Below are 26,441 nucleotides of genomic sequence, written 5' to 3'. Positions count from 1 at the left end.
TCATCGTAGGTGCGCGTTGCGCACAAGACCGTGCGCTAGCGTACATACCAGGCGCTTTGGGGGTGTGTCAGCGAGGAAATCCGCGCGGTGGCGGGCGGAAAAATGCCAAGGGGAAATTAATGGCTTGCACCGCGCCGCCTGGCGCGCGATGCAAATTTCAAACAGGAAACTATAGCCAGGGTAGCACCGGCTTGCTCAGGCGGCGATCGCCAGCCGATGGCGCGTCGCTTCGGCCATCGCCATGCCGCCGGTGAGTTGCCACGCCGCCGCATGGCCGAGGCGGCGCAGGCAGGCGGCCGCGCGCGCGCTGCGGTTGCCGCTGCGGCAGAAAAATACCAGCGGACGCTGCGGTTCCCGCAGCCACGCGCCGACCTGTCCCGCCAGGCGACTCAGGGGCACGCTGCGCACTTCGCAAGCGTCGAAGACGGTGCCGGCGCAAGCCGCGTGTTCATACGCCTCGCGCACGTCGACGAGGATGGCGTCGGGATGCTGACGCAGGAATGCCGGCAAACCGCCGGCGTCCAGTTGCAGCTCGGCCGCTGGCGCCAGGTCGGCGTCCTGCTGCAGGGCGCGCACGGTACTGCAAATGCGGTTGTCGTCGCCCGATGCGCACAGCACGGTATCGGGCGTCACCAGGCCATCCGCCAGCAAGGTGGCGACGGCCTGCGGCGCCAGGGCGCCGACAAAGGCGAAGCGCCGCTCCAGCAGATACGCGTGGGCGTCGCCGCAGTCGACGCGGCGCAGCCGCTGCCGGCCCAGATCCAGACCGTCATCGCTATCGATGTGGCCCACCTGTTCGATGCCCAGTTCCCGCAGCAATTCCAGGCGCGCCGCGCCGCCGTCCGCCGGTGGCGCCGTCTGCACGACGGCGGCAAGCGTGTAGTGCTGGCAGCGGATGAAGGCGGCCAGGCGCGGCAGCAGCGCGGCGACAGGATCGATGACGACGCAACTGGCGCTGGCCGCGTCGCTGAGCAGCCAGGTGCACTGGCCATCGACGCTGAGCTGAATCACGCCGTCATGCGGCGATGGCGCCAGCGCCGACGGCAGCAAACAGCTGCTGCGCAGCGCCTCGCCGCAGCGCTCGATGCGCGCGCAGGCGGCCGCGATGGTGGCCGCGTCAATCAGCGGGCCGAACGACAGGCGGATGGCGGAGCTGGCGCGCCATTGCGGCACATGCATCGCTTCCAGTACATAGCTGGGCAGGGCCTTGGCGGCGGAACAGGCGCTGCCCGAGCTGACGCGCACGCGCGCCGCATCGAACAGGTCCAGCAGCTCTTTCGACGACAGCCCCGGCACGGAAAAATTGAGCGTGGTCGGCAGCGACAGCTCGAATGGCATATTGAAGACGATGCCAGGGAAGGCCTGCTCCAGGCTGGCTACCAGGCGCGCGCGGAACGCCGCCAGTGCCGCCTGGTCGCGGAAGGTCTGGCCATCTTCCAGTGCCGCCAGGACGGCGCCCAGCGCAGCGATGCCGGCCATGTTTTCCGTGCCCGAGCGCAAGCCCGTTTCCTGCCCGCCGCCCATCATCAGCGGCGTGAACGGTGCACCGGCGCGCACGTACAGCATGCCGATGCCCTTGGGCGCATACAGCTTGTGACCGGAAAACGGCGCGTAATCGATGCGCGTGGCGGCCAGGTTCAGCTGCAGCTTGCCCAGCGCCTGCACGCAATCGACCATCCAGTAGGCATCGGCGCCACGCTCGCGCAGCAGTTGCGCGATGGCCGACAGGTCGCTGATGACGCCCGTTTCATTATTCGCCGCCATCGTGCACAGCATGGCCGTCTCGCCGATCAGCGCGCCGAGCGCCTGCAGATCGTGGCGCCCCTGCGCATCGACGGGCAACTTGCGCACTTCCAGGTTCAGGCCCAGCAGGCGGTTCCAGTGCGCCAGGCTCTCCGGCACGGCCTTGTGCTCGGTCGCGCCATACAGCAGCAGGCTGCCGATGCGCTTGCCAGCGTCGCGCCGTTCGCGCAGCGCACACAGAGCCGACAGCACGGCCGTCTGGATGCCTTCGGTGGCGCCGCTGTTGAACATCAGGCGCCCGTCGCCCGTGCCCAGCAGGCGCCTGGCCCGCTGGCGCACGCCATCCATCATGGCCTTGGCCTGCAAGCCCGTGGCGTGGGTGCTGCTGGGGTTGCCGTAACCCTGTTCCATGGCTTGCTTGGCGGCGGCGACAGCGGCCGGCAGCACGCAGGTGGTGGCATTGCTGTCGAGGTAGATTTCTTTCATGATGGCAGTCTGGGCAATCTATAAAGGCGGCGATAAAGGAGCGGCGAGCGCGGCTTGAACATGTTGACAGTCTACCCGCGGGCGCCCGTGAAGATATGCCAAAAGTCACTGCAAACACGGTAATATGTAGCACATACATGCTACAAAATGGAAAATCATAAAATGAATTCACCAAGCGCCGCGCTCGACAAATTCGACTGCGCGATCCTGGCCGCCCTGCAGCAGGACGGCACCCTGTCGATCGCCGCCCTCAGCGAAAGAATAGGCCTGTCCAGCACGCCCTGCTGGAAAAGAGTCAAGCGGCTGGAGGAAGAAGGGTATATCGAGGGCCGCGTGGCCATCGTCAACCGGCAAAAAGTAGGCTTGCCGGTGACGGTGTTCGTCAGCGTGCGCACCGGCCAGCATGACGAAAAATGGCTGCGCCGCTTTGCCGCCGCCGTCATCGTGCTGCCCGAGGTGCAGGAATTCCACCGCATGAGCGGCGACATCGACTACCTGCTGAAAGTCGTCACCACCGACATCAAGGGCTATGACACGTTCTATAAAAAGCTCATCAAGGCCGTGCAGCTGACGGGCGTGTCGTCCGCCTTTTCCATGGAGCAGATCAAGTGCAGCACGGAACTGCCGCTGGAATTGATCGCCCACGGCTTGCCTGCCTGATCGCTTCTCATCGCGCCGGGCGCGAATGGAAAGGGTGTGCAGCCGCAGGCCATGCCAGCCAATTAAATGGCCGGCTTTTTCAGGGTCGCGGCGTGCTTGAAGAAATCATAGATGCCGCTCTCGCTCATGCGGCGCGCGTTCGCCAGTTCGCCGCCCTTGGTGGCGTACAGCACCTCGTTGGTGTCGCTCGACACCAGCACGGCAGCCGGAATGCCTTTCTTGAGCGGGTTGCCATAGGCATGCGCCACATCAAGGTTATGGTCGAAGTTGCCCACGTCGACCTTCACGACCTTGAATTCCTGCCGCATCAGTTGCGCATTCTTACCTTCCTTCAAGGCCTGATCGAGCGCGCGGCAATCCTCGCACCAGTTGGCGCCAAAGATCAGCAGCACGGGCACGCGGGCCGCCCTGGCATCGGCCAGGGCCTGCGCCACATCGGCCTTGGCATCGGCCGTGGCGCTGTAGGGAAGGTGCGGCGTGGCGGCCGCTGGCGCGCCTGGCGTGGGCGCGGCGGCAACGGCGGCGCCCGCGAACAGCAGGCTGGCGAGAAGGACGGGTAGGCGCATGCAAGACTCCTGGTAGACAATCGTGAGGCCGGCTGAACGAGCGCCAGCGGGCGTGACTGTCTAGAATATGCCTGCTCTAAAGAAATATCTACAATTAATTCGCACTGTGCTTATGCGGAAAACGCATAAGCGACCACGAGGAGAACGCATGCGCACCCCCAATCCACTGCACCCATCGCTGTCCGGCGCGGCGCGCATGCTGCGCCGCGCCTATCCAGGCGGCATTCCCGAGGCTGCCTATATGCCCCTGCTGGCCCTGTTGTATGCACACTTTTCAGACCGGAACCTGGCCGACCTGATCGCCGACGTCACGGGCAAGGATGCCGCGCGGGTATTGAACGAGCTGTACGTCGCCGCGAGCACGCCGCCGCCCGCCGCCGCCATCGCCGCGCAAAAGGCCGTGCTCGAGCCGCATGGCTGGACGGCAATCTGCACGGCAGACTAGCCGCCTGCAGCGAAGCGGACTGCGTGGGATAATGCCCGGCTCAGCTTGAGCAACGTCCCTCCCACCATGACGACTTCTTTCCTGGCACGCTGGCTGCCACAACCGAACAACGGCAGCCGCCGCGAACAGCTGCGCGCGTGCGCGGGCGCCATCTGCGGCTTGCTGCTGACGGGCCTGGTCTGCCATTTCCTGCTGGCCCCGAATAGCGCCAGCGTGTACTTGATCGCGCCCATGGGTGCCTCGGCCGTGCTGCTGTTCTGCCTGCCCGCCAGCCCGCTGGCGCAGCCGTGGTCGGTGGTGGGCGGCAATGTGGTCTCCGGCCTGGTGGGCGTGGCCTGCGTCAAATGGCTGGGCCCCAGCGTGGGCGTGGCGGCGCTGGCCGCTTGCCTGGCCATCGGCGCCATGTTCGCCCTGCGCTGCCTGCATCCGCCGGGCGGCGCCGTGGCGCTGACCACCGTCGTCGGCGGCGCCAGCGTACATGCGGCCGGCTTTGAATTCGTCTTCATCACCGTGCTGTTCAATTCGGCCATCCTGGTCGCCTGCGCCGTGCTGTACAACAACCTGACGGGACGCCGCTACCCGCACACGCAGCAGCTGGCCCATCCCCATCCGCACGCCACCAGCGATGCGGTGCCCAGCACGCGCCTGGGCTTTTCGCCGGACGACCTCGATGCCGTGCTGCGCCAGCACAGCGAAGTGCTCGACATCAGCCGCGACGACTTGCAGGCGATCTTCCTGCAGACGGAAATGCGCGCCTACCAGCGCCGCTTCGGCGTCGTCACCTGCGCCGACATCATGTCGAAGGACGTGCTCAGCGTGGAATTCGGCACGCCGCTCGATGTTGCCTGGCGCACCATGCGCGAGCACGATGTGGGCGCCCTGCCCGTGCTGAACCGGGCGCGCCGGGTGATCGGCATCATCACACAGACGGATTTCCTGCGCCATGGCGGCCTCGACGATTACCAGGGCATGCGCCAGCGCCTGCGCGGCCTGCTGCAGCGCAGCGGCCTGTCCCACGGCGACAAGCCCGAGGTGGTGGGCCAGCTGATGACGCCGGCGCCGCACACGGCCCGCCTGGGCACACCCATCATCGATCTCGTGCCCCTGATGGCCGACGCCGGCTACCACCATATTCCCATCCTCGACGATGAAGAGCGCCTGGCCGGCATCATCAGCCAGTCCGACCTGATGGCGGCCCTGTACGAAAGCCGGTTTGCCGAGGCCGCCGCATGACGCCGTTCCAGGCGCTGCTGACCGGTCCCGTCGGCGGCTCCGCAGGGACCGCCGTCAGCGCGTATTTTTTTGGCGCGCAGCTGGTCATCGATACGCCCGGCTCCAGCATTGATATCGCGCAACTGGTCGTCAGCGTGGGCGGTGTCGACGGCCCGGAACTGTTCCTGAACTGGCTCGATGCGCAGGGCCGGCAGGCGTCGCTCAAACCGCTGACAGCGGACGACATCGCCATCGTGTTAAAAGAAGCGCCGGCTGCGCTGCAACCGCCGCTGCAGCGCCTGTGGCGCGAGCGCGGGCGCAACCGGCGGCAGGTCTCGGGCTGGCTGGCCGGCTTGACGGGCGCGGCTGTCGTCGCCACGGCCCTGCTGTGGTGGCAAGGTGGCAATGCCATCGGCGCATTGGCCGGGCTGATTCCCCTGGCGACGGAAAGGCAACTGGGTGAACTGGCCCTGGCACAAATACGCGCGCAGGGCGGCCTCATCGAAAATGGTGCGGCGCAGCAAACGGTGCAGGACATCGGCCAGCGCCTGACGGCCGGTTCGCGCTACCAGTACCGCTGGCTGGTCAAGCAAGATGACAGCGTCAACGCCTTTGCCATGCCGGGCGGCATCATCGTCGTCCATACGGGCTTGCTGCGCCAGGCGTCCGATCCGGGCGAAGTGGCCGGCGTGCTCGCGCATGAAGTGCAGCACGTGGAGCAGCGCCATTCGCTGCGGCAAATGATCAGCAGCCTGGGCTGGGGTGCGCTGGTGGGCCTGACCATCGGCGACATCAGTGCCGTGGCCGCCATGCTGGCGCACCAGGCCGGCACCCTGTATTTCAGCCGCGACATGGAAGAAGAGGCGGACCGGCTCGGCCTGCATACCCTGCAGCGCGCGCAGATCCGTCCGGACGGCATGCTGTCCTTCTTCCAGAAACTGGATTCACAGGAACAGCACAAGGCCAGCGCGCCCCGCTGGATTTCCTCGCATCCGCAAACGGCGGCGCGCGCGCAGAACCTGCGCGCCTTGATCGCGGCCACGCCCTGCCCGGCCTGCCGCGCATTGACCAGCAGTCACTGGCAAGGCATGAAAGCGGCCCTGCCGCTCCCGGCAAAATAGCAACATTTCATCCACACAATTTATCCAAACGCCGCGGGCAATCGCGTATGCTTACGCCCCGGCTGTTCCCCCCGCGAGCGGCTACCCCGACCTCGCTACGCCTCCGTTCATTCTCCTTACAAAGGATATCGCGCATGAAGCATCGTTTTGCCGCCGGCACCCTCGGCACCCTGGCCGTCTCCCTGTTACTCGCCCATGCGCCGCTGACGCAAGCAGCCCAGCCCGCCGCCAAGGCGGCCATCGCGCCCGCTGTCAGTGCGCCGCAGGCCAGGCAGCAATTGCAAGTCGTGGCCGACCAGTATTACGATGCGCTGGCCCGTTTCGAGCCGATCAATGCCACCGAAAGCGGCGACAACCGTTTTGACGACCAGCTCGGTGCAGCCATCGTGCCCGCCGCGCGCGCCAAACAGTTCACCCTGTACCGCCAGTACCAGAAGACCCTGCGCGCCATCGCGCGCCAGCAACTGTCGCACCAGGACCAGATCAATTACGACATCCTCGACTATGAACTGGCCTCGGCCCTCTCGCTCGAGCGTTTCCCCGAATACCTGCTGCCCTTGAACCAGATGGACAGCATGCCCGTCACCCTGGCCAACTACGCGGGTGGCGAAGCGTCGCAGCCCCTGACGAGCGTCAAGCAATACAATGCTTACCTGAGCCGTATCGGTCAATTGCCGGCGTGGATAGACCAGGCCATCGCCAACATGCGCGTCGGCATGCAGCAAGGCATCGTGCTGCCCAAGCCACTGATCGAATCGGCGCTGCCGCAATTCAAGAAACTTGTCAGCGCCACGCCGCAGGACAGCGTCTATTACACGCCGATCAAGAACCTGCCCGCCGGCTTTTCGGCGGCCGACAAGGAGCGCCTGACGCAAACCTATACCGTCATCATCGAGGCCAAGCTGATGCCGGCGCTGCAGCGGCTGGCCACGTTCATGGAACGCGATTACCTGCCGGCCGGCCGCACGAGCAGCGGCTGGAGCGCCCTGCCCGACGGCGCGGCCTGGTACCAGGCGCGCGTGGCGTCCAGCACCACCACGGATTTGAAACCGGAACAGATCCACGCCATCGGCTTGAAGGAAGTAGCGCGCATCCAGGAACAATATGCGATCGTGGGACCGAAGATGGGCTACACCGGCCCGGCCGCCGGCCTGCCCGTATGGGTCTCGGAACAGGCAAAGTACCGCCCATTCAAGACGGAACAGGAAGTACTCGACGTCTACCGCAAGCTGAACGTGCTGCTCGACAGCAAATTGCCGGCCCTGTTCACGCTGACGCCAAAGGCGCCGCTGGACTTGCGCCTGGAGCCTGAACTGAGCCGCGACACGGCCGCCGACCACTACACGGCCCCCGCCGCCGACGGTTCGCGCCCCGGCGTGTTCTGGTCCGTCGTCACCGATCCGACACTGTATGGCGACACGGGCATGACCACCTTGTTCCTGCACGAAGGCAAGCCCGGCCACCATTTCCACCTGGCACTGGTGCAAGAGATGGACTTGCCAAACTTCCGCCGATTCGGCGGCAACAATGCCTTCACGGAAGGCTGGGCCCTGTACGCGGAAACGCTGGGCAAGGAAATGGGCCTGTTCGACGACCCGGCCCAGTACTTTGGCCACCTGAACGACGAAATGCTGCGCGCCGTGCGCCTGGTGGTCGACACGGGCTTGCACGCCAAGGGATGGACGCGCGAGCAGACGATCAAGTACATGCGCGACACCCTGGGCTACGACGCCGTGGCGAGGAGCGAGACGGAACGCTACATGGCCTGGCCGGGCCAGGCGCTGGGCTACAAGATCGGCGCGCTGAAAATCGTCGAACTGCGCCAGCGCGCGCAACAGGCGCTGGGCGACAAGTTCAGCCTGCAGAAATTCCATGAAGTGGTGCTCGGCGACGGCACCCTGCCCCTGAAACTGCTCGAAGCCAAGGTCGACCGCTGGATAGCGCAGCAGAAATAAAAAACGACATGCGCATACAGGACGGCGGCACCTTCACGGGGGTCGCCGTTTTTTACTTGCCGCGTTGGCGCTTATACCAGCAGTGCCGCGCTCATCGAGCGCACTTCCTCGGCCGATTCCGCGAGGATGCTTTGCAGCGTCTCATTGTCGATGATGAAGTCGATCACGGAGTCGGACGGCGTGAGCATTTCGACGAAGGTGGCTTGCAATGGCGAAGGGACGGGCGACAATTGCTTGGCCAGCAGCAAGGTGTCGAGCAGCGAGTCGGGCGGAATCGAGAGCAAGCCATCACGCAAGCCTTCGATGGCTTCGCTGACGGCTTGCGGAATCAGCAACTTCTTCATGACTTCGCGGGAAATGATTTCCTCCGCCGATTCCATCCAGTGATCCGCATCGTCGTCGAGCAGGCCGGGGAATTCGTCGGCCCGCGACAGCAGGTAAAAACCGCCCACTTCATGCACGATGCCCGTAAACAGCGCGGTGTCGGGATCGACATGCGTGACCCGGCGGGCGATCACGTGCGCCAGCGCTGCCACGTTTGCCGTGTGCTCCCACAACTGGGCCGCCTTCTGGCGCAGCACGGGATCGATGATCTTGCTGCCAAACTGGCGCACCACCATGGCCGCCACCAGCGAATACAGATTGCGGTAGCCCATGCGCATGACGGCGGCGCGCACGCTGGTCACGGGCGGCGCATCGCCGCGGCTGTAGACAGCCGAGTTGGCCAGGGCCACCGTGCGCGCCGCCAGCAAAGGCTCTGCCAATACCAGCTTGATGGCATGGTCGATATGGCAGTCCGGTTCGGCCAAGGCCAATTGTAATTGCAATGCGGAATTAACACTGGTGGGGAAAGTTAATTCTCCGCGTACCGCCTGGGATACGATCAAGCCAAATGCCTGCAGTTTATTCATCATACGATAGACCCGCCTCAGATATTATTCCAGCAATTCATCTACGCTTTATATCAGAAACTGATATTCCCAGTCCCTGCGTTTAAAGAACGGAGGGAATGCCTTGCGCTTGCCGCTGCCCATCCTGTATTGCCAACTCCTTTACTGTCAGTTCGTCGCCAATGACAAACAGCTTGGGCTGCTGTAATACCTGCAACAGGAATGGCTGGCCTTCGCGCAGGCGCCGCTGATAATCGGCCAAGGTATATAAGTTGGGATTGATTTTACGCCGCAAGGTTCGCTCGGCGGGCACAAGTCGCGTCAATAAATCGCCATAATTGGCCTCGTCTCCCACCAGCAGCAAATCAATGGCGCTGCCCGGTGCATCCTGCCCTTTCGCCGTGGCGCCGTAGACAAACGCCAGGTGCAGCTGCCTGCGCAATGGCGCCAGGGTCGTGCTGAGCACGCCGACGAGGCCGAAAGTCTTCTGTACCAGGCCACTCAATTCGGGATACACGAGGCTTTCCTTGTTCGGCCAGAAACGCCGCACATTACCGATGCGTTCGGAGGTCAGCAGGCCGGCATCATGCAGGCGGCGCAGTTCGCGTTGCGCCGATGCACTACCGAGGCCGGTCAGGCGCATGATCTCGTTCAAGTGGAAGCCTTCATTCACGCGAACAAACAGCAATCCCAGCAGTTTCTGCTGGGCGGGAGTAAACAGGGCTTGGGCAATCATGCGCCAAATCTTAGCATGAATAAACTGATAATTGGTGCAGCCCGCAGGCAGCAAGGCATTTGCGCAACGCTCCTTCACGCAGGCAGCGGCGCCGCTCCATGCCCCCTGCCATCCTGACAGGGCACGGCAATGCGGCGGCCATGCAAGGTGCGCATGGCAAGAAAACAATGTGAGCGCTCACTGCAAGACAGGCAAGATAAAGGGGGGGACGAGTTAAGAATATGCGCAAATGCATTAAATTAACTCGGCAATAAAGATAGGCGCGTGCCAGGCCGAGTTAATACCGTCAATACTATGGCGTTTTAGCCCGTCTTGATCTTCGCATGCAAGCCGATGATAATCAAATCGAGCCCCGCGTCAAAACGTGCATCAATTTGTGTATCGAAAATCGCATCCATGGATGCAAGTACATGTGGATAACGGTCTGCGGCCTGGGCGGCAAAATCGGCGCGCCGATCCGATAATGCATGCATAGCTGCGCTGCCCGGTCCCGCACCCTGCGCTTCCATGACAAAGCCAAGCACATAATATAACAATGTAAATGCGCTCCAGCTGGCCAGCTTTTCCGATGCTCCCGCTGAACGCATGGGACCGATTAATGCTTCGGCAACCCGAAACACATTTTCCGATATCACGTAGGTGCCGCCAAACACGCGCACGCCATCACGGCGTGCCGATAATGCCGCGCGCATTTGTGCCGCTACCTGGCGCAATTGCCCTTCCCAGCTGGCATCGACATCGACCGTCCTTGCCACGTCTTCGATCAGCACGTCGGCCATGCCATCGAGTAAGGCCTGCTTGTTTGAGAAATGCCAATACAGCGAAGCGGCCTTGATGCCCATCGCGTCGGCCAGGCGGCGCATGGTCAAGCCTTCGATACCCACTTCGTCCAGCAAATCGAGCGCCTTGGCTACCACGGCTTCGCGTTGAATTTTCATTTTCTTCTCATTTTCCTTGAAACTCTAACGTCGTTAGTTTACCATTTTACACAGACTAACAATGTTAGATTGAGGGCAGCATGAACAATAGTGATACCGAAGTCATCATCGTGGGCGCCGGCCCCGTGGGCCTGACCCTGGCCTGCGAACTGCGCCTGGCGGGCATCCGCGTGACCATCCTGGAGCGGCGGCGGGAGCCCAGCGCACAGTCGCGCGCACTGAGCATCCATGGCCGCACCCTGGAAATGCTGGGCTTGCGGGGCCTGGACCAGCGCTTTGTCGCACTGGGCAAGTCCCTTTCCAGCGGCCATTACGCAGGCCTCGATACCCGGCTCGATTTTTCCGGCTTCGACTCGCCCCACCCCTATACCTTGCTGCTGCCGCAAAGCACCACGGAACGTCTGCTGGAGGAGCAACTGCTGGAAGATGGCGTGGCCATCGTGCGCGGCGCGCTCGTGGAACAGACGCAGCAGGATGAGAACGGCGTGACGGTGGCAGGCATGCGCGATGGCGTCCCGTTCTGCCTGCGCGCGCCCTACCTGGTCGGCGCCGACGGTGGCCGCAGCCTGGTCCGCCAGCAGGCGGGCATCGCGTTTGACGGCGTGGCCGCCACCTGCAGCATGCTGATGGGTGACGTGCTGCTGCGGCATCCGCCCGCGTCGCCCATGCTGTCGCTGACGAATGCGGCAGGCAGCCTGATGATCGTGCCGCTGGGAAAAGGCCGCTACCGCGTCATTGCCATGAAGGCGCGTCGTTCGCAAGCCGTAGCGGCGCAAGCGGCCAGCGTGGAGGAATTGTCGCAGGCCAGCACGGCCATCGCGGACCACGATTTCGGCCTGCATGACGCCAGTTGGCTGTCGCGCTTCAGCGACGAAACACGGCTGGCCCGGCACTATCGCCGGGGCCGCGTCTTTCTGGCCGGTGATGCCGCCCACATCCACATGCCGGCTGGTGGCCAGGGCATGAACGTGGGCATGCAGGACGCGATGAACCTGGGTTGGAAGCTGGCAGGCGTGCTCAAGGGATATGCAGCGGATAGCCTGCTCGACAGCTACCATGCCGAGCGTCATCCGGTTGGCGTGTCCTTGCAGCACAATACGCTCGCGCAAACGGCCATGCTGACGCGTTTTGACGAGCATACCTTGGCCCTGCGCGCCACCGTCAGCGACATGCTGGCGCAGCCGGAGGTGAACCGCGCGCTGGCCGGCGAGTTGTCCGGCTTTGGCCTGCGCTATCCCGTGCCGCTGGCCTCGGACGCCGGCGCCGGCACCGGCACCGGCAACGCAGACTGGATCGGCCGGCGCGTACCCGACTGGCTGCTGCGCCTGGCCGACGGCACGGCCGTGAGCATCCATGAACTACTGCACGCAGGAAAATGGCTGCAACTGGCCGTTGGCGATGTAGCCCGCGCGGCACAGCCGTATCGTTTCGATGCGGCCTGGCTCACTGCGTTGACGATCAAACCCGGCTGCCCGCAACTGGCCGGCATCAAGAGCCTGCTGATCCGGCCCGATGGCTACGCAGACCACGCGCTCTGATTGACTTATCTCAAGACGAAAAAAAACGGCACCCGAAGGTGCCGTTCTTGTCAGCTAGCAGCGTGGATTACGCTTCGTCGCCGTGGTGTTGCTGGGTCTCGATGTCCTGCAGCGCTTCGGCAGCTTCGCCGGCCATCGAGGCTTTCTCGGCCAGCAGCAGTGCTTGACGCTCTTCCACTTCCCACGCTTCTTTCTCTTTGCGTGCGCGGTGGAAGGCCAGGCCCGTACCGCCAGGAATCAGGCGGCCGACGATGACGTTCTCTTTCAGGCCGCGCAGACCATCGCGCTTGCCCATGATCGCCGCTTCGGTCAGCACGCGGGTGGTTTCCTGGAACGATGCGGCCGAGATGAACGAATCGGTCGACAGCGATGCCTTGGTAATACCCAACAAGACGTTTTCGTAGGTCGCTGGAATCTTGTTCTCAACGGCCATGCGATCGTTCTCGTCCAGCAGTTCCGAACGCTCTACCTGCTCGCCAACGATGTAGTTGGTGTCGCCGGCATTGACGATCTGCACGCGGCGCAGCATCTGACGCACGATCACTTCGATGTGCTTGTCATTGATCTTCACGCCTTGCAGACGGTACACGTCTTGCACTTCGTCAACGATGTAACGTGCCAGCGCTTCGATACCCAGCAGGCGCAGGATGTCTTGCGGATCGGCCGGGCCGTCCACGATCATCTCGCCCTTGTTCACGACTTGGCCGTCATGCACCAGCACTTGTTTGTCCTTGGTGATCAAGAACTCATGCTTGTTGCCGTCCATGTCCGTGATTTCCAGACGCTGCTTGCCCTTGGTTTCTTTACCGAACGCAACCGTACCCGTGACTTCCGCCAACATGCCGGCATCTTTCGGCGAGCGCGCTTCGAACAGTTCCGCAACGCGTGGCAGACCACCGGTAATATCGCGCGTTTTTTGCGATTCGGTCGGGATACGTGCCAGCACTTCACCCACCGATACCTGTTGACCGTCCTTGACCATGATCAGCGCGCCGACCTGGAAGCCGATCGCCACCGAGTGCTCGGTGCCGGCGATCTTGACTTCTTCGTTCGCGTCGTTGATCAGCTTGACTTGCGGACGCAGGGTCTTGGTCAGCGAACCGCGACGTTTCGCATCGATCGCCACCAGGGTGGACAGACCGGTCACTTCGTCGACCTGACGGGCCACGGTGACGCCTTCCTCGACGTTCTCGAAACGCACTTGACCGGCGTATTCGGTAATGATCGGACGGGTCAGCGGATCCCACGTTGCCAGGGCCGTACCGGCCTTGATGACCATGCCGTCCTTGACGATCAGGGTCGCACCGTACGGTACTTTATGACGCTCACGCTCACGGCCGTGGTCGTCGGTAATCAGCACTTCGCCGGAACGGGAAATGACGATTTGCGCGCCCTTGCCGTTCGTCACGTAACGCATGGTTGCCGTGAAGCGGATGGTACCGTTCGACTTCGCTTCCACCGACGATGCCACTGCCGCACGCGATGCCGCGCCACCAATGTGGAACGTACGCATGGTCAGCTGGGTACCAGGTTCACCAATCGACTGCGCTGCCACCACACCGACGGCTTCGCCGGCGTTGACCAGCATGCCGCGGCCCAGATCGCGGCCATAGCACTTGGCGCACAGGCCGAAGCGCGTGTCGCAAGTCAGTGGCGTGCGGACCTTGACTTCATCGATGGACAGACGCTCGATCTCTTCGACCATGTCTTCGTCCATCAGGGTGCCGGCTTCGTACAGCGTTTCCTGGGTTTCAGGATTGACGACGTCATGCACCACCACGCGGCCGAGGATACGGTCACGCAACGGTTCGATGACTTCACCACCTTCGACCAGTGCCTTCATGACGGCGCCGTTCATGGTGCCGCAATCGTCCTCGATCACCACCAAGTCTTGCGTCACGTCAACCAGACGACGCGTCAGGTAACCGGAGTTCGCCGTTTTCAGCGCCGTATCGGCCAGACCTTTACGCGCACCGTGGGTCGAAATGAAGTACTGCAAAACGTTCAGACCTTCGCGGAAGTTCGCGGTAATCGGCGTTTCGATAATCGAGCCATCCGGTTTGGCCATCAGACCACGCATACCGGCCAACTGGCGAATCTGGGCTGCGGAACCGCGCGCGCCGGAGTCGGCCATCATGTAAATGGCGTTGAACGATTCCTGCGTCGACTTGGTGCCGTCGCGGCGGATCACGTCTTCGACTTTGAGCTGGTCCATCATGGCCTTGCCGACTTCATCCGAGGTCTTGCCCCAGATATCGACGACCTTGTTGTAACGCTCGCCGGCGGTCACGAGACCCGAGGCGTATTGCTGTTCGATCTGCTTGACTTCCGACTCGGCCGTCGCGATCAGGGTAACTTTTTGCGGCGGTACCAGCATGTCGTCGACGCAGATCGAGATACCGGCGCGTGTCGCCAGGCGGAAACCCGATTGCATCAGTTTGTCTGCGAACACCACGGTGGCGCGCAGGCCGCACTTGCGGAACGAGGTGTTGATCAGCTTGGAAATTTCTTTCTTTTTCAGCGCGCGGTTCAAGACGGAGAACGGCAGGCCTTTCGGCAGAATTTCCGACAGGATCGCACGGCCGATCGTCGTTTCGTAGCGGGTCACCGTTTTTTCGAATTCGCCCGTTTCGGCGTTTTTCGGGTATTCGGTAATACGCACGGTGACGCGGGTCGTCAGTTCGACTTCCTTGTTGTCGTAGGCGCGGATCACTTCCGACACGTCAGGGAACATCATCCCTTCGTTCTTCGCATTGATCGCTTCGCGGGTCGCGTAGTACAGACCGAGCACGATATCCTGGGAAGGCACGATCGACGGTTCGCCGTTCGATGGGAACAGGATGTTGTTCGATGCCAGCATCAGCGTGCGTGCTTCCATCTGCGCTTCGATCGACAGAGGAACGTGGACCGCCATTTGGTCACCGTCAAAGTCGGCGTTGAATGCGGCGCAGACGAGCGGGTGCAGCTGGATGGCCTTGCCTTCAATCAGGACTGGCTCGAACGCCTGGATACCCAGACGGTGCAAGGTTGGTGCGCGGTTCAACATGATCGGATGTTCACGGATCACGTCTTCCAGGATGTCCCACACGACCGGTTCCTGGATCTCGACCAGCTTTTTCGCGGCCTTGATCGTGGTCGCCAGACCCATCAGTTCCAGTTTATTGAAAATGAATGGCTTGAACAGTTCCAGCGCCATCAGTTTCGGCAAGCCGCACTGATGCAGTTTCAATTGCGGGCCCACGACGATGACCGAACGACCGGAGTAATCGACGCGTTTGCCCAGCAAGTTTTGACGGAAACGGCCGCCCTTGCCCTTGATCATCTCGGCCAAGGACTTCAGCGGACGCTTGTTGGCGCCGGTCATCGCTTTGCCGCGACGGCCGTTGTCCAGCAGCGAATCGACCGCTTCTTGCAGCATGCGCTTTTCGTTGCGCGTGATGATCTCTGGAGCGCGCAGCTCCATCAGGCGTTTCAGACGGTTGTTACGGTTGATGACGCGGCGATACAGATCGTTCAGATCCGAGGTCGCGAAACGGCCGCCGTCCAGCGGTACCAGCGGACGCAGTTCCGGCGGCAGCACTGGCAGCACTTCCATGATCATCCAGTCGGGCTTGATGCCCGAACGCTGGAACGCCTCTAACACCTTAAGGCGTTTGGCGTATTTCTTGATCTTGGCTTCGGATTTCGATTCCTTCAGTTCCACGCGCAGGGTTTCGGCATCGCGGTGGATGTCGATCGAGCGCAGCAGTTCACGGATACCTTCGGCGCCCATGAAGGCGGTGAAGTCGTCGCCGTACTCTTCGTACTTGGCGGCGTAGTCGTCTTCCGACATGATCTGGCACTTCTTCAGCGGGGTCATGCCCGGGTCGGTTACGACGTATGCTTCAAAGTACAGCACGCGTTCGATGTCCCGCAGGGTCATGTCCAGGACCATGCCCAGACGCGACGGCAGCGACTTCAGGAACCAGATGTGCGCGGTCGGCGAGGCCAGCTCGATGTGGCCCATGCGCTCGCGGCGCACCTTGGCCAGCGTGACTTCGACGCCGCACTTTTCGCAGATCACGCCGCGGTGCTTCAGGCGCTTGTACTTGCCGCACAGGCATTCATAGTCCTTGATCGGGCCAAAGATCTTGGCGCAGAACAGGCCGTCGCGCTCAGGCTTGAAGGTACGGTAGTTGATGGTTTCCGGCTTTTTGACTTCGCCGTAGGACCACGAACGGATTTTCTCAGGCGAAGCAAGACCGATCTTGATTGCATCGAAGGTCTCGTTGGTCTGTACTTGCTTGAATAGATCGAGCAGTGCTTTCATGTATCACTCCAGAGGTGATTAAATTTCTATATTCCTGAGACTACATTGCCCGGCATGGTTTCCCAGCCGGGCTTTGTGTTTCCCAAACCAAATGACAGGTGGCTGTCTTTTAGTTGCGTTCGAGGTCGATATCGATACCCAGCGAACGGATTTCCTTGACCAGCACGTTGAACGATTCCGGCATGCCGGCGTCGATCACGTGGTCGCCCTTGACCAGGTTCTCGTACACTTTGGTACGGCCATTCACGTCATCGGACTTGACGGTCAACATCTCTTGCAAGACATACGACGCGCCATACGCTTCCAGTGCCCAGACTTCCATCTCACCGAAACGCTGACCACCGAACTGGGCTTTACCACCCAGCGGCTGCTGCGTTACCAGCGAGTAAGGACCGGTCGAACGCGCATGCATCTTGTCATCGACCAAGTGATGCAGTTTCAGCATGTGCATGACGCCAACCGTGACCTTGCGCTCGAACGCTTCACCGGTGCGACCGTCATACATGGTCACCTGGTTTTTCGACGCGGTCATGCCCAGGTTCTTGGCGATGTCGTCCGGATACGCCAGGTCCAGCATGCGGCGGATCTCTTCTTCATTCGCGCCGTCGAACACTGGCGTGGCGAACGGAACACCTTTTTTCAGGTTTTCCGCCAGCTTCATGATCTCTTCGTCGTCGAAGTTATCCAGCTCTTCCGCGCGGCCGTTGTCGTTGTAGATCGTCGTCAGGTACTTGCGTACTTGCTCGACCTTGGTTTGCGCCTTCAGCATTTCGCCGATGCGGATACCCAGACCCTTGGCAGCCCAGCCCAAGTGCGTCTCGAGAATCTGACCAACGTTCATCCGCGAAGGAACGCCCAGCGGGTTCAGTACAACGTCAGCTGGCGTGCCGTCGGCCATGTATGGCATGTCTTCCACAGGAACAATACGGGAAACCACACCCTTGTTACCGTGGCGACCTGCCATCTTGTCGCCCGACTGCAGGCGGCGTTTCACGGCCAGGTAGACCTTGACCATTTTTTGCACGCCTGGTTGCAGCTCATCGCCTTGCGTCAGTTTCTTGCGCTTCTCTTCGAAGGCCAGATCGAACTGGTGACGCTTCTCGTTGATCGATTCCTTGATCGCTTCCAGCGCTACCGCGGCATCGTCGTCCGCAGGGCGGATGTCGAACCAGTGGTATTTGTCCAGATCGGCCAGGTATTCCTTGGTGATCTTGGCGCCTTTGGCCAGCTTTTTCGGGCCGCCGTTGACGACTTTGCCGATCAGCATTTTTTCCAGACGCTGGAAGGCATCGCCTTCGACGATACGCATCTGGTCATTCAGATCCAGACGGAAGCGTTTCAGTTCGTCATCGATAATTTGCTGGGCACGCTTGTCGCGCACGATGCCTTCACGGGTGAAGACTTGCACGTCGATCACGGTACCGATCATGCCCGAAGGCACGCGCAGCGAGGTATCTTTCACGTCCGAGGCTTTTTCGCCGAAGATCGCGCGCAGCAGCTTCTCTTCCGGGGTCAGCTGGGTTTCGCCTTTTGGCGTCACTTTACCGACCAGGGTGTCGCCTGCTTGCACTTCCGCGCCGATGTAGACGATACCGGATTCATCCAGACGTGCCAGCTGGTTTTCAGCCAGGTTCGAGATGTCGCGCGTAATTTCTTCCGCGCCCAGTTTCGTGTCACGGGCCACCACCGACAACTCTTCGATGTGAATCGAGGTGTAGCGGTCGTCCTTGACGACGTTTTCCGAGATCAGGATCGAATCTTCGAAGTTCAGACCATTCCATGGCATGAAGGCCACGGTCATGTTCTGGCCCAGCGCCAATTCACCAAGGTCGGTCGATGCGCCGTCGGCGATCACGTCGCGCTTGGCAACACGGTCGCCCACTTGCACGATAGGACGCTGGTTGATGTTGGTGTTCTGGTTCGAACGGGTGTACTTGATCAGGTTGTAGATGTCGACGCCGACTTCACCAGCTTGCGCTTCGTCATCATTGACGCGAATCACGACACGGCCCGCATCGATGTAATCGACGATACCGCCACGCAAGGCTTGCACGGTGGTGCCCGAGTCGACCGCAACGGTGCGCTCGATACCGGTACCGACCAGCGCTTTTTCCGGACGCAAGCAAGGCACGGCCTGGCGTTGCATGTTGGCGCCCATCAATGCACGGTTCGCATCATCGTGTTCGAGGAACGGAATCAGCGAGGCAGCGACGGAAACGATCTGGCCTGGTGCCACGTCCATGTACTGGATGCGCTCCGGGGAAACCAGGATGGTTTCGCCGGCTTCACGGGCCGAGACCAGTTCATCGGACAGCATGCCTTCGTCGTTGATGGTCGCATTCGCCTGGGCGATGATGTAGCGGCCTTCTTCGATGGCGGACAGGTAGTCGATCTGATCGGTAATCTTGGAGCCTTCGACCTTGCGGTACGGGGTTTCCAGGAAGCCGTATTCATTCAGGCGGGCATACAGAGCCAGCGAGTTGATCAGACCAATGTTCGGACCTTCCGGTGTCTCGATCGGGCAGACGCGGCCGTAGTGGGTCGGATGCACGTCGCGCACTTCAAAGCCGGCGCGTTCGCGTGTCAGACCGCCGGGTCCCAGGGCCGATACGCGGCGCTTGTGGGTAATTTCCGACAGAGGATTGGTTTGGTCCATAAACTGCGACAACTGGGACGAACCGAAGAACTCGCGAATCGCGGCCGAAATCGGCTTCGAGTTGATCAGGTCGTGCGGCATCAGGTTGTCCGCTTCGGCTTGGCCGAGGCGTTCCTTGACGGCACGCTCAACACGCACCAGGCCGGCGCGGAATTGATTCTCGGCCAATTCGCCCACGCAACGTACGCGACGGTTGCCCAGGTGATCGATATCGTCGACTTCGCCGCGGCCATTGCGCAGTTCCACCAGGATCTTGATCACGGCCAGCACGTCTTCATTCGACAGTGTCATGGCGCCAGTCAGTTCATCGCGGCCAATGCGGCGATTGAACTTCATGCGGCCCACGGCCGACAGGTCGTAGCGGTCCGAGTTGTAGAACAGGCCATTGAACAGCGCTTCAACGGAGTCTTCCGTTGGCGGTTCGCCTGGACGCATCATGCGGTAGATCGCCACTTTCGCAGCCATCTGGTCGGCGGTGTCGTCGATACGTAGGGTTTGCGAGATGTAGGCGCCCTGGTCCAGGTCGTTGGTATACAAGGTCTGGATTTCGGACACATTGGCATCGCGCAGGCGGCCCAGCAGGTCTTCCGTCAGCTCGTCGTTCGCGGAAGCGACGACTTCACCGGTATCGCCATCGACGATATTCTTCGCCAATACGCGGCCCAGCAGGTAGTCTTCTGGTACGGAAATGTGCTTGATGCCGGCAGCTTCGATATCACGCACGTGCTTGGCGTTGATACGCTTGTCTTTCAGGACCAGGGTCTTGCCCGACTTGTCGACGATGTCGAAACGCGCCACTTCGCCGCGCAGACGCTCGGAAACGAATTCCATTTCCGCGCCTTCGGAGCGCAGGTTGAAATTGTCGAAGACAAAGAAGTTGGCCAGGATTTGCTCATGCGACATACCGATTGCTTTGAGCAAAATCGTCACGGGCATCTTGCGGCGACGGTCGACGCGGAAGAACAGGATGTCTTTCGGGTCGAACTCGAAGTCCAGCCACGAACCGCGGTAAGGAATGATACGCGCGGAGAACAGCAGTTTACCGGACGAGTGAGTCTTGCCGCGGTCGTGCTCGAAAAATACGCCCGGCGAACGGTGCAACTGGGAAACGATAACGCGCTCAGTGCCGTTGATCACGAAAGAGCCGGTGGTCGTCATGAGCGGCAATTCGCCCATGTAGACTTCTTGCTCTTTCATTTCTTTGACGACTGGCTTGGTTGGCGATTCCTTATCCAGGATCACCAGGCGCACTTTCGCACGCAGTGGCGACGCGAACGTCAGGCCACGTTGTTGACATTCTTTGACGTCAAAGGCAGGATCGCCCAGGACGTACGACAAGAATTCGAGACGCGCAAAACCATTGTGCGACACGATAGGGAAAATCGAGGTGAAAGCCGACTGCAGGCCATCATTCTTGCGGCCGGACGGTGCTATGTCCTCTTGCAAGAAGCTATGATAAGACTCGAGCTGGGTCGCCAGCAGGAACGGAACGTGGTGAACGTTGGCGCGCTTCGCGAATGATTTGCGAATGCGTTTCTTCTCAGTAAATGAGTAGTGCATGGACACTCCGTGAGTGACAGAAAGGATAGAAAATTCAGGTTTTGCAAGTGCTCGTTTGCAACATTCGCGGCTGCGTGTGACACAGACGAAACCTCAAGGCTCTGCTTTCCGGCTTGAATCGAACAAAACTGCGACAAATAGGCTACAAATATGTTACGAATACGATGCGGACGACAAAGGAGCCAAAGTCGGATTTCCCCCCTTGCGAGGGGAAACCTCAGACTTTGACTCGGGCGCTAACTGCCGCCGGTACAGATATTACTTGATCGAAGCGGTTGCGCCGGCTTCTACCAGTTTCTTCTGTGCAGCTTCAGCGTCAGCTTTCGAAACGCCTTCTTTCACAGTTTTTGGTGCGCCATCGACCAGGTCTTTAGCTTCTTTCAAGCCCAGGCCGGTGATTTCGCGAACTGCTTTAATGACGCCAACTTTGTTTGCGCCGAAGGTGTCCAGAACAACGTTGAACTCGGTTTGCTCTTCAGCAACTGCACCAGCAGCTGCGCCGCCGGCTGCTGGAGCAGCCATAGCTGCTGCGGACACGCCGAATTTTTCTTCGAATGCTTTAACCAGGTCGTTCAGGTCCATTACGGACATGGCGCTAACTGCTTCCAGGATATCGTCTTTGCTAATTGCCATTTTGAAACTCCTAAATTTATTACGTTAGTTACATCAGATTGGTACTGAGAGAAAAAAGCGCGCGCAATTAAGCGGCTGCTGGGGCTTCTTCTGCTGCTGCTTCTGCAGGAGCTTCGGCGCCTTCGCCTTTTTTCGCTGCCAGGGCAGCCAGACCACGTGCAAAGCCCGAAACCGGAGCCAGCATAACGCCCAACAACTGCGAAATGAGGACTTCACGGCTAGGAATGCTCGCCAACGCGGTGACAGCAGCTGTATCCAGCGGCTTGCCTGCGTAGTTACCTGCTTTGATGACCAGTTTGTCGTTGGTTTTAGCGAAGTCAGCGATGACTTTAGCTGCTGCAACGGCATCGGCCGAGATCGAGTAGATCAACGGGCCGGTCATGGCATCTGCCAGGCTGGCGAATGCGGTACCTTCAACGGAGCGACGAGCCAGAGTGTTTTTCAACACACGCAGGTACACGCCTTGGGCACGCGCTTTAGCACGCAGTTGCGTCAAGTGACCAACCTGGATGCCACGATATTCGGCCACGACGATCGTTTGCGCATTTGCTACTTGTGCGGAAACTTCGGCGACGACGGCCTTTTTGTCATTCAGATTGAGACTCACGGTCAACCTCCTTAAATGATGTTCGGCAATCACAACCGAGTGGTTGAGCGCCTTGCATCGGTTCGAACACGGCGTCCGAAGTCAAGAAGTACTAAACTGAGCGGATGGATTCACGCAGCATGAGGACTACAAAACTTGTTCGGGTACACCATCTGCGTTGGGCACTTGCCGTTGCCGGCAAGCCTATTAACCTTCTGCATGTGCGATCGCAGTCGGCCCAACGGTCTTTGATTGTCTGCCGGCACGATGCGAACACCGCACCGACAGCCCAAAGATGCGCCCGCAGCGCCCGAAGGCGCTACAGGACTTGATTCTGTTACTTAAGCTGCCAGGCTAGCCTGGTCAACACGGACGCCAGCGCCCATGGTCGACGACAGCGAGACTTTGCGCACGTACACGCCCTTGCTCGATGCTGGCTTGGCTTTGTTCAGGGCGTCGATCAGTGCGACCAGATTCGACTTCAGATCTGCGTCAGCGAACGATTTACGGCCGATGGTAGCGTGGATGATACCGGATTTGTCGGTACGGTACTGCACTTGACCGGCTTTCGCGTTTTTCACGGCGGTAGCGACGTCAGGGGTAACAGTGCCGACTTTCGGGTTAGGCATCAGGCCACGTGGGCCCAGGATCTGGCCCAGGGTACCAACGATACGCATGGTATCTGGCGAAGCGATAACGATGTCGAAAGGCATGTCGCCGGCTTTGATCTGCTCAGCCAGGTCTTCCATACCAACGATGTCGGCGCCGGCTGCCTTGGCAGCTTCCGCTTTTTCGCCCGACGCGAAGACTGCCACGCGTACGGTTTTGCCGGTACCAGCTGGCAGCACGACGGAGCCGCGCACCACTTGGTCGGATTTCTTAGGATCTACGCCCAGTTGTACCGATACGTCGATCGATTCATTGAACTTGGCCGTTGCGCACTCTTTGATCAGAGCGACAGCGTTGTCGAAACCGTACGCTTTGGTGCGGTCGACTTTGGCTTTAAAAGCCTTGATACGTTTGGATAACTTAGCCATTATACAACACCTTCCACCGTGATACCAATCGAACGAGCGGAACCAGCGATGGTGCGTACAGCAGCATCCATGTCGGCAGCGGTCAGATCAGGGGTTTTCAATTTAGCGATTTCTTCAGCTTGTGCGCGGGTCAGCGTACCGACTTTGTCGGTATGTGGCTTCGGCGAACCTTTGGTGATCGCAGCAGCTTTTTTGATCAGGTAGGTTGCTGGAGGCGTCTTCATCACGAACGTGAAGGACTTGTCCGCAAACGCGGTGATCACGACTGGAATCGGCATGCCTGGCTCCAGACCTTGGGTCTGTGCATTGAAGGCCTTGCAGAATTCCATGATGTTCAGACCACGTTGACCCAGAGCTGGACCGATTGGTGGGGATGGGTTTGCTTTACCAGCTGGCACTTGCAGCTTGATAAAACCAATGATTTTCTTTGCCATGATGGCTCCTATCTTGGATTGAGTAGTAGCGCCCCGCCGATCCTACCCTGGCGGGGCTCCTCTGACCGGATTTTGCTGAGATAACTGCAACGCTCCTGGTGGCGCTTGATACAGACTTAAACTTTTTCGACCTGGCCGAATTCGAGCTCTACCGGGGTAGCGCGGCCGAAAATGGTGACCGAAACACGTACCTTGGATTTCTCGTAATTGACTTCTTCGACATTGCCGTTGAAATCGGTGAACGGACCATCCTTGATACGCACTTGCTCGCCCACCTCGTACAAGGTTTTTGGACGGGGCTTTTCGATGCCCTCTTGCATTTGCTGCATGATCTTGTCGATTTCGCGCGCTGGGATCGGCGTCGGCTTGTTCGACTTGCCACCGATAAAGCCGGTGACCTTGCTGGTATTCTTGACCAAGTGCCAGGTCTCGTCCGTCATTTCCATTTCAACCAGCACATAGCCTGGGAAGAAACGACGTTCGGTGACCGACTTCACACCATTCTTGACTTCGACCACTTCTTCGATCGGCACCAGGATCTGGCCGAACTGGTCTTGCATGCCCGCGCGCTCGATGCGCTCGGTCAAGGCGCGCATGACGCTCTTTTCCATGCCGGAGTAAGCGTGCACGACATACCAGCGCTTGCTGCTCACTGGCACGCTCAGCGCTGCGCCAGCATCTGCTACCGGAGCATCGCCCGGCACGGGTTCGCCCGCCGCATCATCTTGCACATGTTCGCTCATTATTTTTTCCAACCAAGAATTACGTCATACAACAAAAACTCAAGCAATTTATCCGTGCCCCACAGAAAAATCGCCATTACCAGCACAAAGGCAAACACAATCGCAGTAATCTGCGTGGCTTCTTTGCGGGTAGGCCAGACGACTTTCTTGGTCTCGCGCACAGCTTCTTTGGCGAAATTCAGGAATTCACGGCCGGTCGTCGAGATCCACAAGAGCGCAACAGCAATAACCAAACCAGCCACAAGCGCGCTTGCACGCACCAGAGCTGGTTGGCCTGCCAGGTAATAAAACCCGACTACTCCTGCAATCGCAGCCACTATTGCCAGCGCGACTTTTATCTTGTCACTCGACGTGCTAACGGTTTGCACGGATTGATTTGACATTTTTCTACTTTCGGTGCCCTGCACCTTGACGGTGGCAGGGACGGAGGGCATCGAACCCCCAACCTTCGGTTTTGGAGACCGACGCTCTGCCAATTGAGCTACGTCCCTACGTAAAACTTTCGAGGAGTGCTATTCTACCACCCAGGACGCCCCGGGTGGAAGCATAACATTTCCTTATGCGAGGATTTTTGCAACCACGCCGGCGCCGACGGTACGGCCGCCTTCACGGATAGCGAAGCGCAGGCCTTCTTCCATCGCGATCGGGTTGATCAGCTTGACGGTGATCGACACGTTATCGCCTGGCATGACCATTTCTTTGTCTGCTGGCAACTCGATCGAACCAGTCACGTCCGTCGTACGGAAGTAGAACTGTGGACGATAGTTGTTGAAGAATGGCGTATGACGGCCGCCTTCGTCTTTCGACAGCACATAGATCTCGCCGGTGAAGTGCGCATGCGGCTTGATCGAACCTGGCTTGGCCAGAACCTGACCACGTTGCACGTCCTCACGCTTGGTGCCGCGCAGCAGCAGACCAACGTTGTCGCCTGCTTGACCTTGGTCCAGCAGCTTGCGGAACATTTCCACGCCGGTGCAAGTCGTTTTGACGGTATCGGTGATACCGACGATTTCGATCTCTTCGCCGACCTTGACAATGCCGCGCTCGATACGACCGGTCACAACGGTACCGCGACCCGAGATCGAGAACACGTCTTCCACTGGCATCAGGAACGCACCGTCAACTGCGCGCTCTGGCGTCGGGATGTAGGCATCCAGCGCATCGGCCAGACGCAGCACTGCGTCCACGCCCATTTCGCCTTCTTTGCCTTCCAGCGCCATACGTGCCGAACCTTTGATGATAGGCAGGTCGTCGCCTGGGAATTCGTACTTCGACAACAGCTCGCGCACTTCCATTTCAACCAGTTCCAGCAGCTCTGCGTCGTCGACCAGGTCGCACTTGTTCAGGAACACGATGATGTATGGAACGCCAACTTGGCGGGCCAGCAGGATGTGTTCGCGGGTCTGTGGCATTGGGCCGTCAGCTGCGGAGCACACCAGGATCGCGCCGTCCATCTGCGCGGCACCGGTAATCATGTTCTTGATGTAGTCGGCGTGGCCTGGGCAGTCAACGTGAGCGTAGTGACGGGTAGCCGTTTCGTACTCGACGTGGGCGGTGTTGATCGTGATACCGCGCGCTTTTTCTTCTGGTGCCGCATCGATCTGGTCGTATGCTTTGGCTTCGCCGCCGAATTTTTTCGACAGAACCGTTGCGATTGCAGCGGTCAGCGTGGTTTTACCGTGGTCGACGTGGCCGATGGTGCCGACGTTGACGTGCGGCTTGGTCCGTTCGAATTTACCTTTTGCCATTTTGAACTCCTAATGATTTGATTAGATTGCTCAGGCACACGCCCGACGGTCTGGTTTGGATTGCTTCTGTGCTGCCTGCTGCGAATTCTGGTGCCCTTGACGTGGATCGAACACGTGGCCTCTCCCTTACCAAGGGAGTGCTCTACCACTGAGCTACAAGGGCTGTAATTTGTTGCATGCGATGCATCAAGCATCTGAACGGAAACTGGAGCGGGTGAAGGGAATCGAACCCTCGTCGTAAGCTTGGAAGGCTTCTGCTCTACCATTGAGCTACACCCGCGAGGTATCGTTCACATCATCTTCACTTGCTACTACCCAGTTTTCCTTGCAAAAACTTGGTGGAGGGGGCTGGATTCGAACCAGCGTACTCATAGAGAACAGATTTACAGTCTGTCGCCTTTAACCACTCGGCCACCCCTCCGCGGGAACCGCAGAGTATGAAGCA

At 60.1% G+C, this 26,441-nt stretch carries 20 protein-coding genes and 4 tRNA genes; 6 read left to right on the top strand and 18 right to left on the bottom strand.

Translation table 11 applies throughout. The features are described from left to right. Positions 1-195: 195 nt before the first annotated feature. Positions 196-2,229 carry an aminotransferase class V-fold PLP-dependent enzyme gene (locus tag AC3RCJ_RS03415; RefSeq protein ID WP_492956909.1) on the bottom strand — a complete coding sequence of 678 codons (2,034 nt, stop codon included), beginning with the start codon at positions 2,227-2,229 and terminating at the stop codon, positions 196-198. A gap of 162 nt (positions 2,230-2,391) precedes the next feature. On the opposite strand from AC3RCJ_RS03415, the gene AC3RCJ_RS03410 reads away from it, so the two are divergent. Then, positions 2,392-2,889, top strand: coding sequence for an Lrp/AsnC family transcriptional regulator (locus AC3RCJ_RS03410; protein ID WP_492956910.1), 498 nt, complete (start codon positions 2,392-2,394; stop codon positions 2,887-2,889). A 62-nt stretch (positions 2,890-2,951) separates the two neighbouring features. Here the strand turns inward: AC3RCJ_RS03410 and AC3RCJ_RS03405 are convergent, their stop codons facing one another. Further along, positions 2,952-3,455: a thioredoxin family protein gene (locus tag AC3RCJ_RS03405; protein ID WP_492956911.1), complete on the bottom strand. Its 504-nt coding sequence runs from the start codon at positions 3,453-3,455 to the stop codon at positions 2,952-2,954. Between the two features lie 148 nt (positions 3,456-3,603). On the opposite strand from AC3RCJ_RS03405, the gene AC3RCJ_RS03400 reads away from it, so the two are divergent. The 4 genes from AC3RCJ_RS03400 to AC3RCJ_RS03385 all read left to right on the top strand — a co-directional run bounded on the left by AC3RCJ_RS03400 (position 3,604) and on the right by AC3RCJ_RS03385 (position 8,188). Then, positions 3,604-3,900, top strand: coding sequence for a DUF3349 domain-containing protein (locus AC3RCJ_RS03400; protein WP_492956912.1), 297 nt, complete (start codon positions 3,604-3,606; stop codon positions 3,898-3,900). Between the two features lie 66 nt (positions 3,901-3,966). Beyond that, positions 3,967-5,133 carry an HPP family protein gene (locus tag AC3RCJ_RS03395; protein WP_492956913.1) on the top strand — a complete coding sequence of 389 codons (1,167 nt, stop codon included), beginning with the start codon at positions 3,967-3,969 and terminating at the stop codon, positions 5,131-5,133. Beyond that, positions 5,130-6,233: a M48 family metallopeptidase gene (locus AC3RCJ_RS03390; RefSeq protein ID WP_492956914.1), complete on the top strand. Its 1,104-nt coding sequence runs from the start codon at positions 5,130-5,132 to the stop codon at positions 6,231-6,233. Before AC3RCJ_RS03395 ends, AC3RCJ_RS03390 begins: the two co-directional genes overlap by 4 nt. 134 nt (positions 6,234-6,367) lie before the next feature. Beyond that, positions 6,368-8,188 carry a DUF885 domain-containing protein gene (locus tag AC3RCJ_RS03385; protein ID WP_492956915.1) on the top strand — a complete coding sequence of 607 codons (1,821 nt, stop codon included), beginning with the start codon at positions 6,368-6,370 and terminating at the stop codon, positions 8,186-8,188. Positions 8,189-8,259: 71 nt separating this feature from the next. Here AC3RCJ_RS03385 and AC3RCJ_RS03380 read toward each other — a convergent pair whose 3' ends face one another. The 3 genes from AC3RCJ_RS03380 to AC3RCJ_RS03370 all read right to left on the bottom strand — a co-directional run bounded on the left by AC3RCJ_RS03380 (position 8,260) and on the right by AC3RCJ_RS03370 (position 10,731). Beyond that, positions 8,260-9,099, bottom strand: coding sequence for an HDOD domain-containing protein (locus tag AC3RCJ_RS03380; RefSeq protein ID WP_492957021.1), 840 nt, complete (start codon positions 9,097-9,099; stop codon positions 8,260-8,262). 82 nt (positions 9,100-9,181) lie between these two features. After that, positions 9,182-9,868: an ArsR family transcriptional regulator gene (locus AC3RCJ_RS03375; protein ID WP_492956916.1), complete on the bottom strand. Its 687-nt coding sequence runs from the start codon at positions 9,866-9,868 to the stop codon at positions 9,182-9,184. A gap of 248 nt (positions 9,869-10,116) precedes the next feature. Beyond that, positions 10,117-10,731: a TetR/AcrR family transcriptional regulator C-terminal domain-containing protein gene (locus tag AC3RCJ_RS03370; RefSeq protein ID WP_492965271.1), complete on the bottom strand. Its 615-nt coding sequence runs from the start codon at positions 10,729-10,731 to the stop codon at positions 10,117-10,119. Positions 10,732-10,832: 101 nt separating this feature from the next. Between AC3RCJ_RS03370 and AC3RCJ_RS03365 the strand changes: the two genes are divergently transcribed. After that, on the top strand, positions 10,833-12,290 hold the full coding sequence (locus AC3RCJ_RS03365) for an FAD-dependent oxidoreductase (RefSeq protein WP_492956918.1): 1,458 nt from the start codon (positions 10,833-10,835) through the stop codon (positions 12,288-12,290). 67 nt (positions 12,291-12,357) lie between these two features. On the opposite strand, the gene rpoC is transcribed toward AC3RCJ_RS03365, so the two are convergent. The 13 genes from rpoC to AC3RCJ_RS03300 all read right to left on the bottom strand — a co-directional run bounded on the left by rpoC (position 12,358) and on the right by AC3RCJ_RS03300 (position 26,417). Continuing rightward, the gene (rpoC, locus tag AC3RCJ_RS03360) at positions 12,358-16,599 is read right to left on the bottom strand and encodes a DNA-directed RNA polymerase subunit beta' (RefSeq protein ID WP_034753138.1); all 4,242 of its coding nucleotides are present in this window, start codon (positions 16,597-16,599) and stop codon (positions 12,358-12,360) included. Between the two features lie 109 nt (positions 16,600-16,708). After that, positions 16,709-20,815, bottom strand: a complete 4,107-nt coding sequence (gene rpoB / locus AC3RCJ_RS03355; protein ID WP_076565138.1) for a DNA-directed RNA polymerase subunit beta — start codon at positions 20,813-20,815, stop codon at positions 16,709-16,711. Between the two features lie 258 nt (positions 20,816-21,073). Next, complete coding sequence (rplL, locus tag AC3RCJ_RS03350; protein WP_492956919.1) at positions 21,074-21,448, bottom strand: 50S ribosomal protein L7/L12; 375 nt, start codon at positions 21,446-21,448, stop codon at positions 21,074-21,076. Between the two features lie 67 nt (positions 21,449-21,515). Then, a complete protein-coding gene (gene rplJ, locus AC3RCJ_RS03345; RefSeq protein ID WP_034753621.1) occupies positions 21,516-22,055 on the bottom strand; it encodes a 50S ribosomal protein L10 in 540 nt (179 codons plus the stop codon). Between the two features lie 320 nt (positions 22,056-22,375). Next, positions 22,376-23,071, bottom strand: coding sequence for a 50S ribosomal protein L1 (gene rplA, locus AC3RCJ_RS03340; protein WP_492956920.1), 696 nt, complete (start codon positions 23,069-23,071; stop codon positions 22,376-22,378). Then, positions 23,071-23,505, bottom strand: a complete 435-nt coding sequence (gene rplK, locus AC3RCJ_RS03335; protein ID WP_034753131.1) for a 50S ribosomal protein L11 — start codon at positions 23,503-23,505, stop codon at positions 23,071-23,073. Before rplK ends, rplA begins: the two co-directional genes overlap by 1 nt. 116 nt (positions 23,506-23,621) lie before the next feature. Next, positions 23,622-24,248 carry a transcription termination/antitermination protein NusG gene (nusG, locus tag AC3RCJ_RS03330; protein WP_492956921.1) on the bottom strand — a complete coding sequence of 209 codons (627 nt, stop codon included), beginning with the start codon at positions 24,246-24,248 and terminating at the stop codon, positions 23,622-23,624. Then, positions 24,248-24,631 carry a preprotein translocase subunit SecE gene (gene secE, locus AC3RCJ_RS03325; RefSeq protein WP_492957022.1) on the bottom strand — a complete coding sequence of 128 codons (384 nt, stop codon included), beginning with the start codon at positions 24,629-24,631 and terminating at the stop codon, positions 24,248-24,250. The genes nusG and secE overlap by 1 nt, the downstream gene beginning before the upstream one ends. 32 nt (positions 24,632-24,663) lie before the next feature. Further along, a tRNA-Trp gene (locus AC3RCJ_RS03320) sits at positions 24,664-24,739 on the bottom strand. 66 nt (positions 24,740-24,805) lie between these two features. Beyond that, entirely contained in the window at positions 24,806-25,996 is a 1,191-nt protein-coding gene (gene tuf / locus AC3RCJ_RS03315; protein WP_101483553.1) for an elongation factor Tu, read from the bottom strand. Between the two features lie 88 nt (positions 25,997-26,084). Then, positions 26,085-26,159, bottom strand: a tRNA-Thr gene (locus AC3RCJ_RS03310). A 43-nt stretch (positions 26,160-26,202) separates the two neighbouring features. Further along, positions 26,203-26,276, bottom strand: a tRNA-Gly gene (locus AC3RCJ_RS03305). Between the two features lie 56 nt (positions 26,277-26,332). Further along, a tRNA-Tyr gene (locus AC3RCJ_RS03300) sits at positions 26,333-26,417 on the bottom strand. Between the last annotated feature and the right edge of the window lie 24 nt (positions 26,418-26,441).

The organism is Janthinobacterium sp. GW822-FHT07H11 (assembly GCF_058798615.1).
Note: the sequence above shows the minus strand (reverse complement) of the source record. Positions and strands in the feature narration are given on the sequence as shown.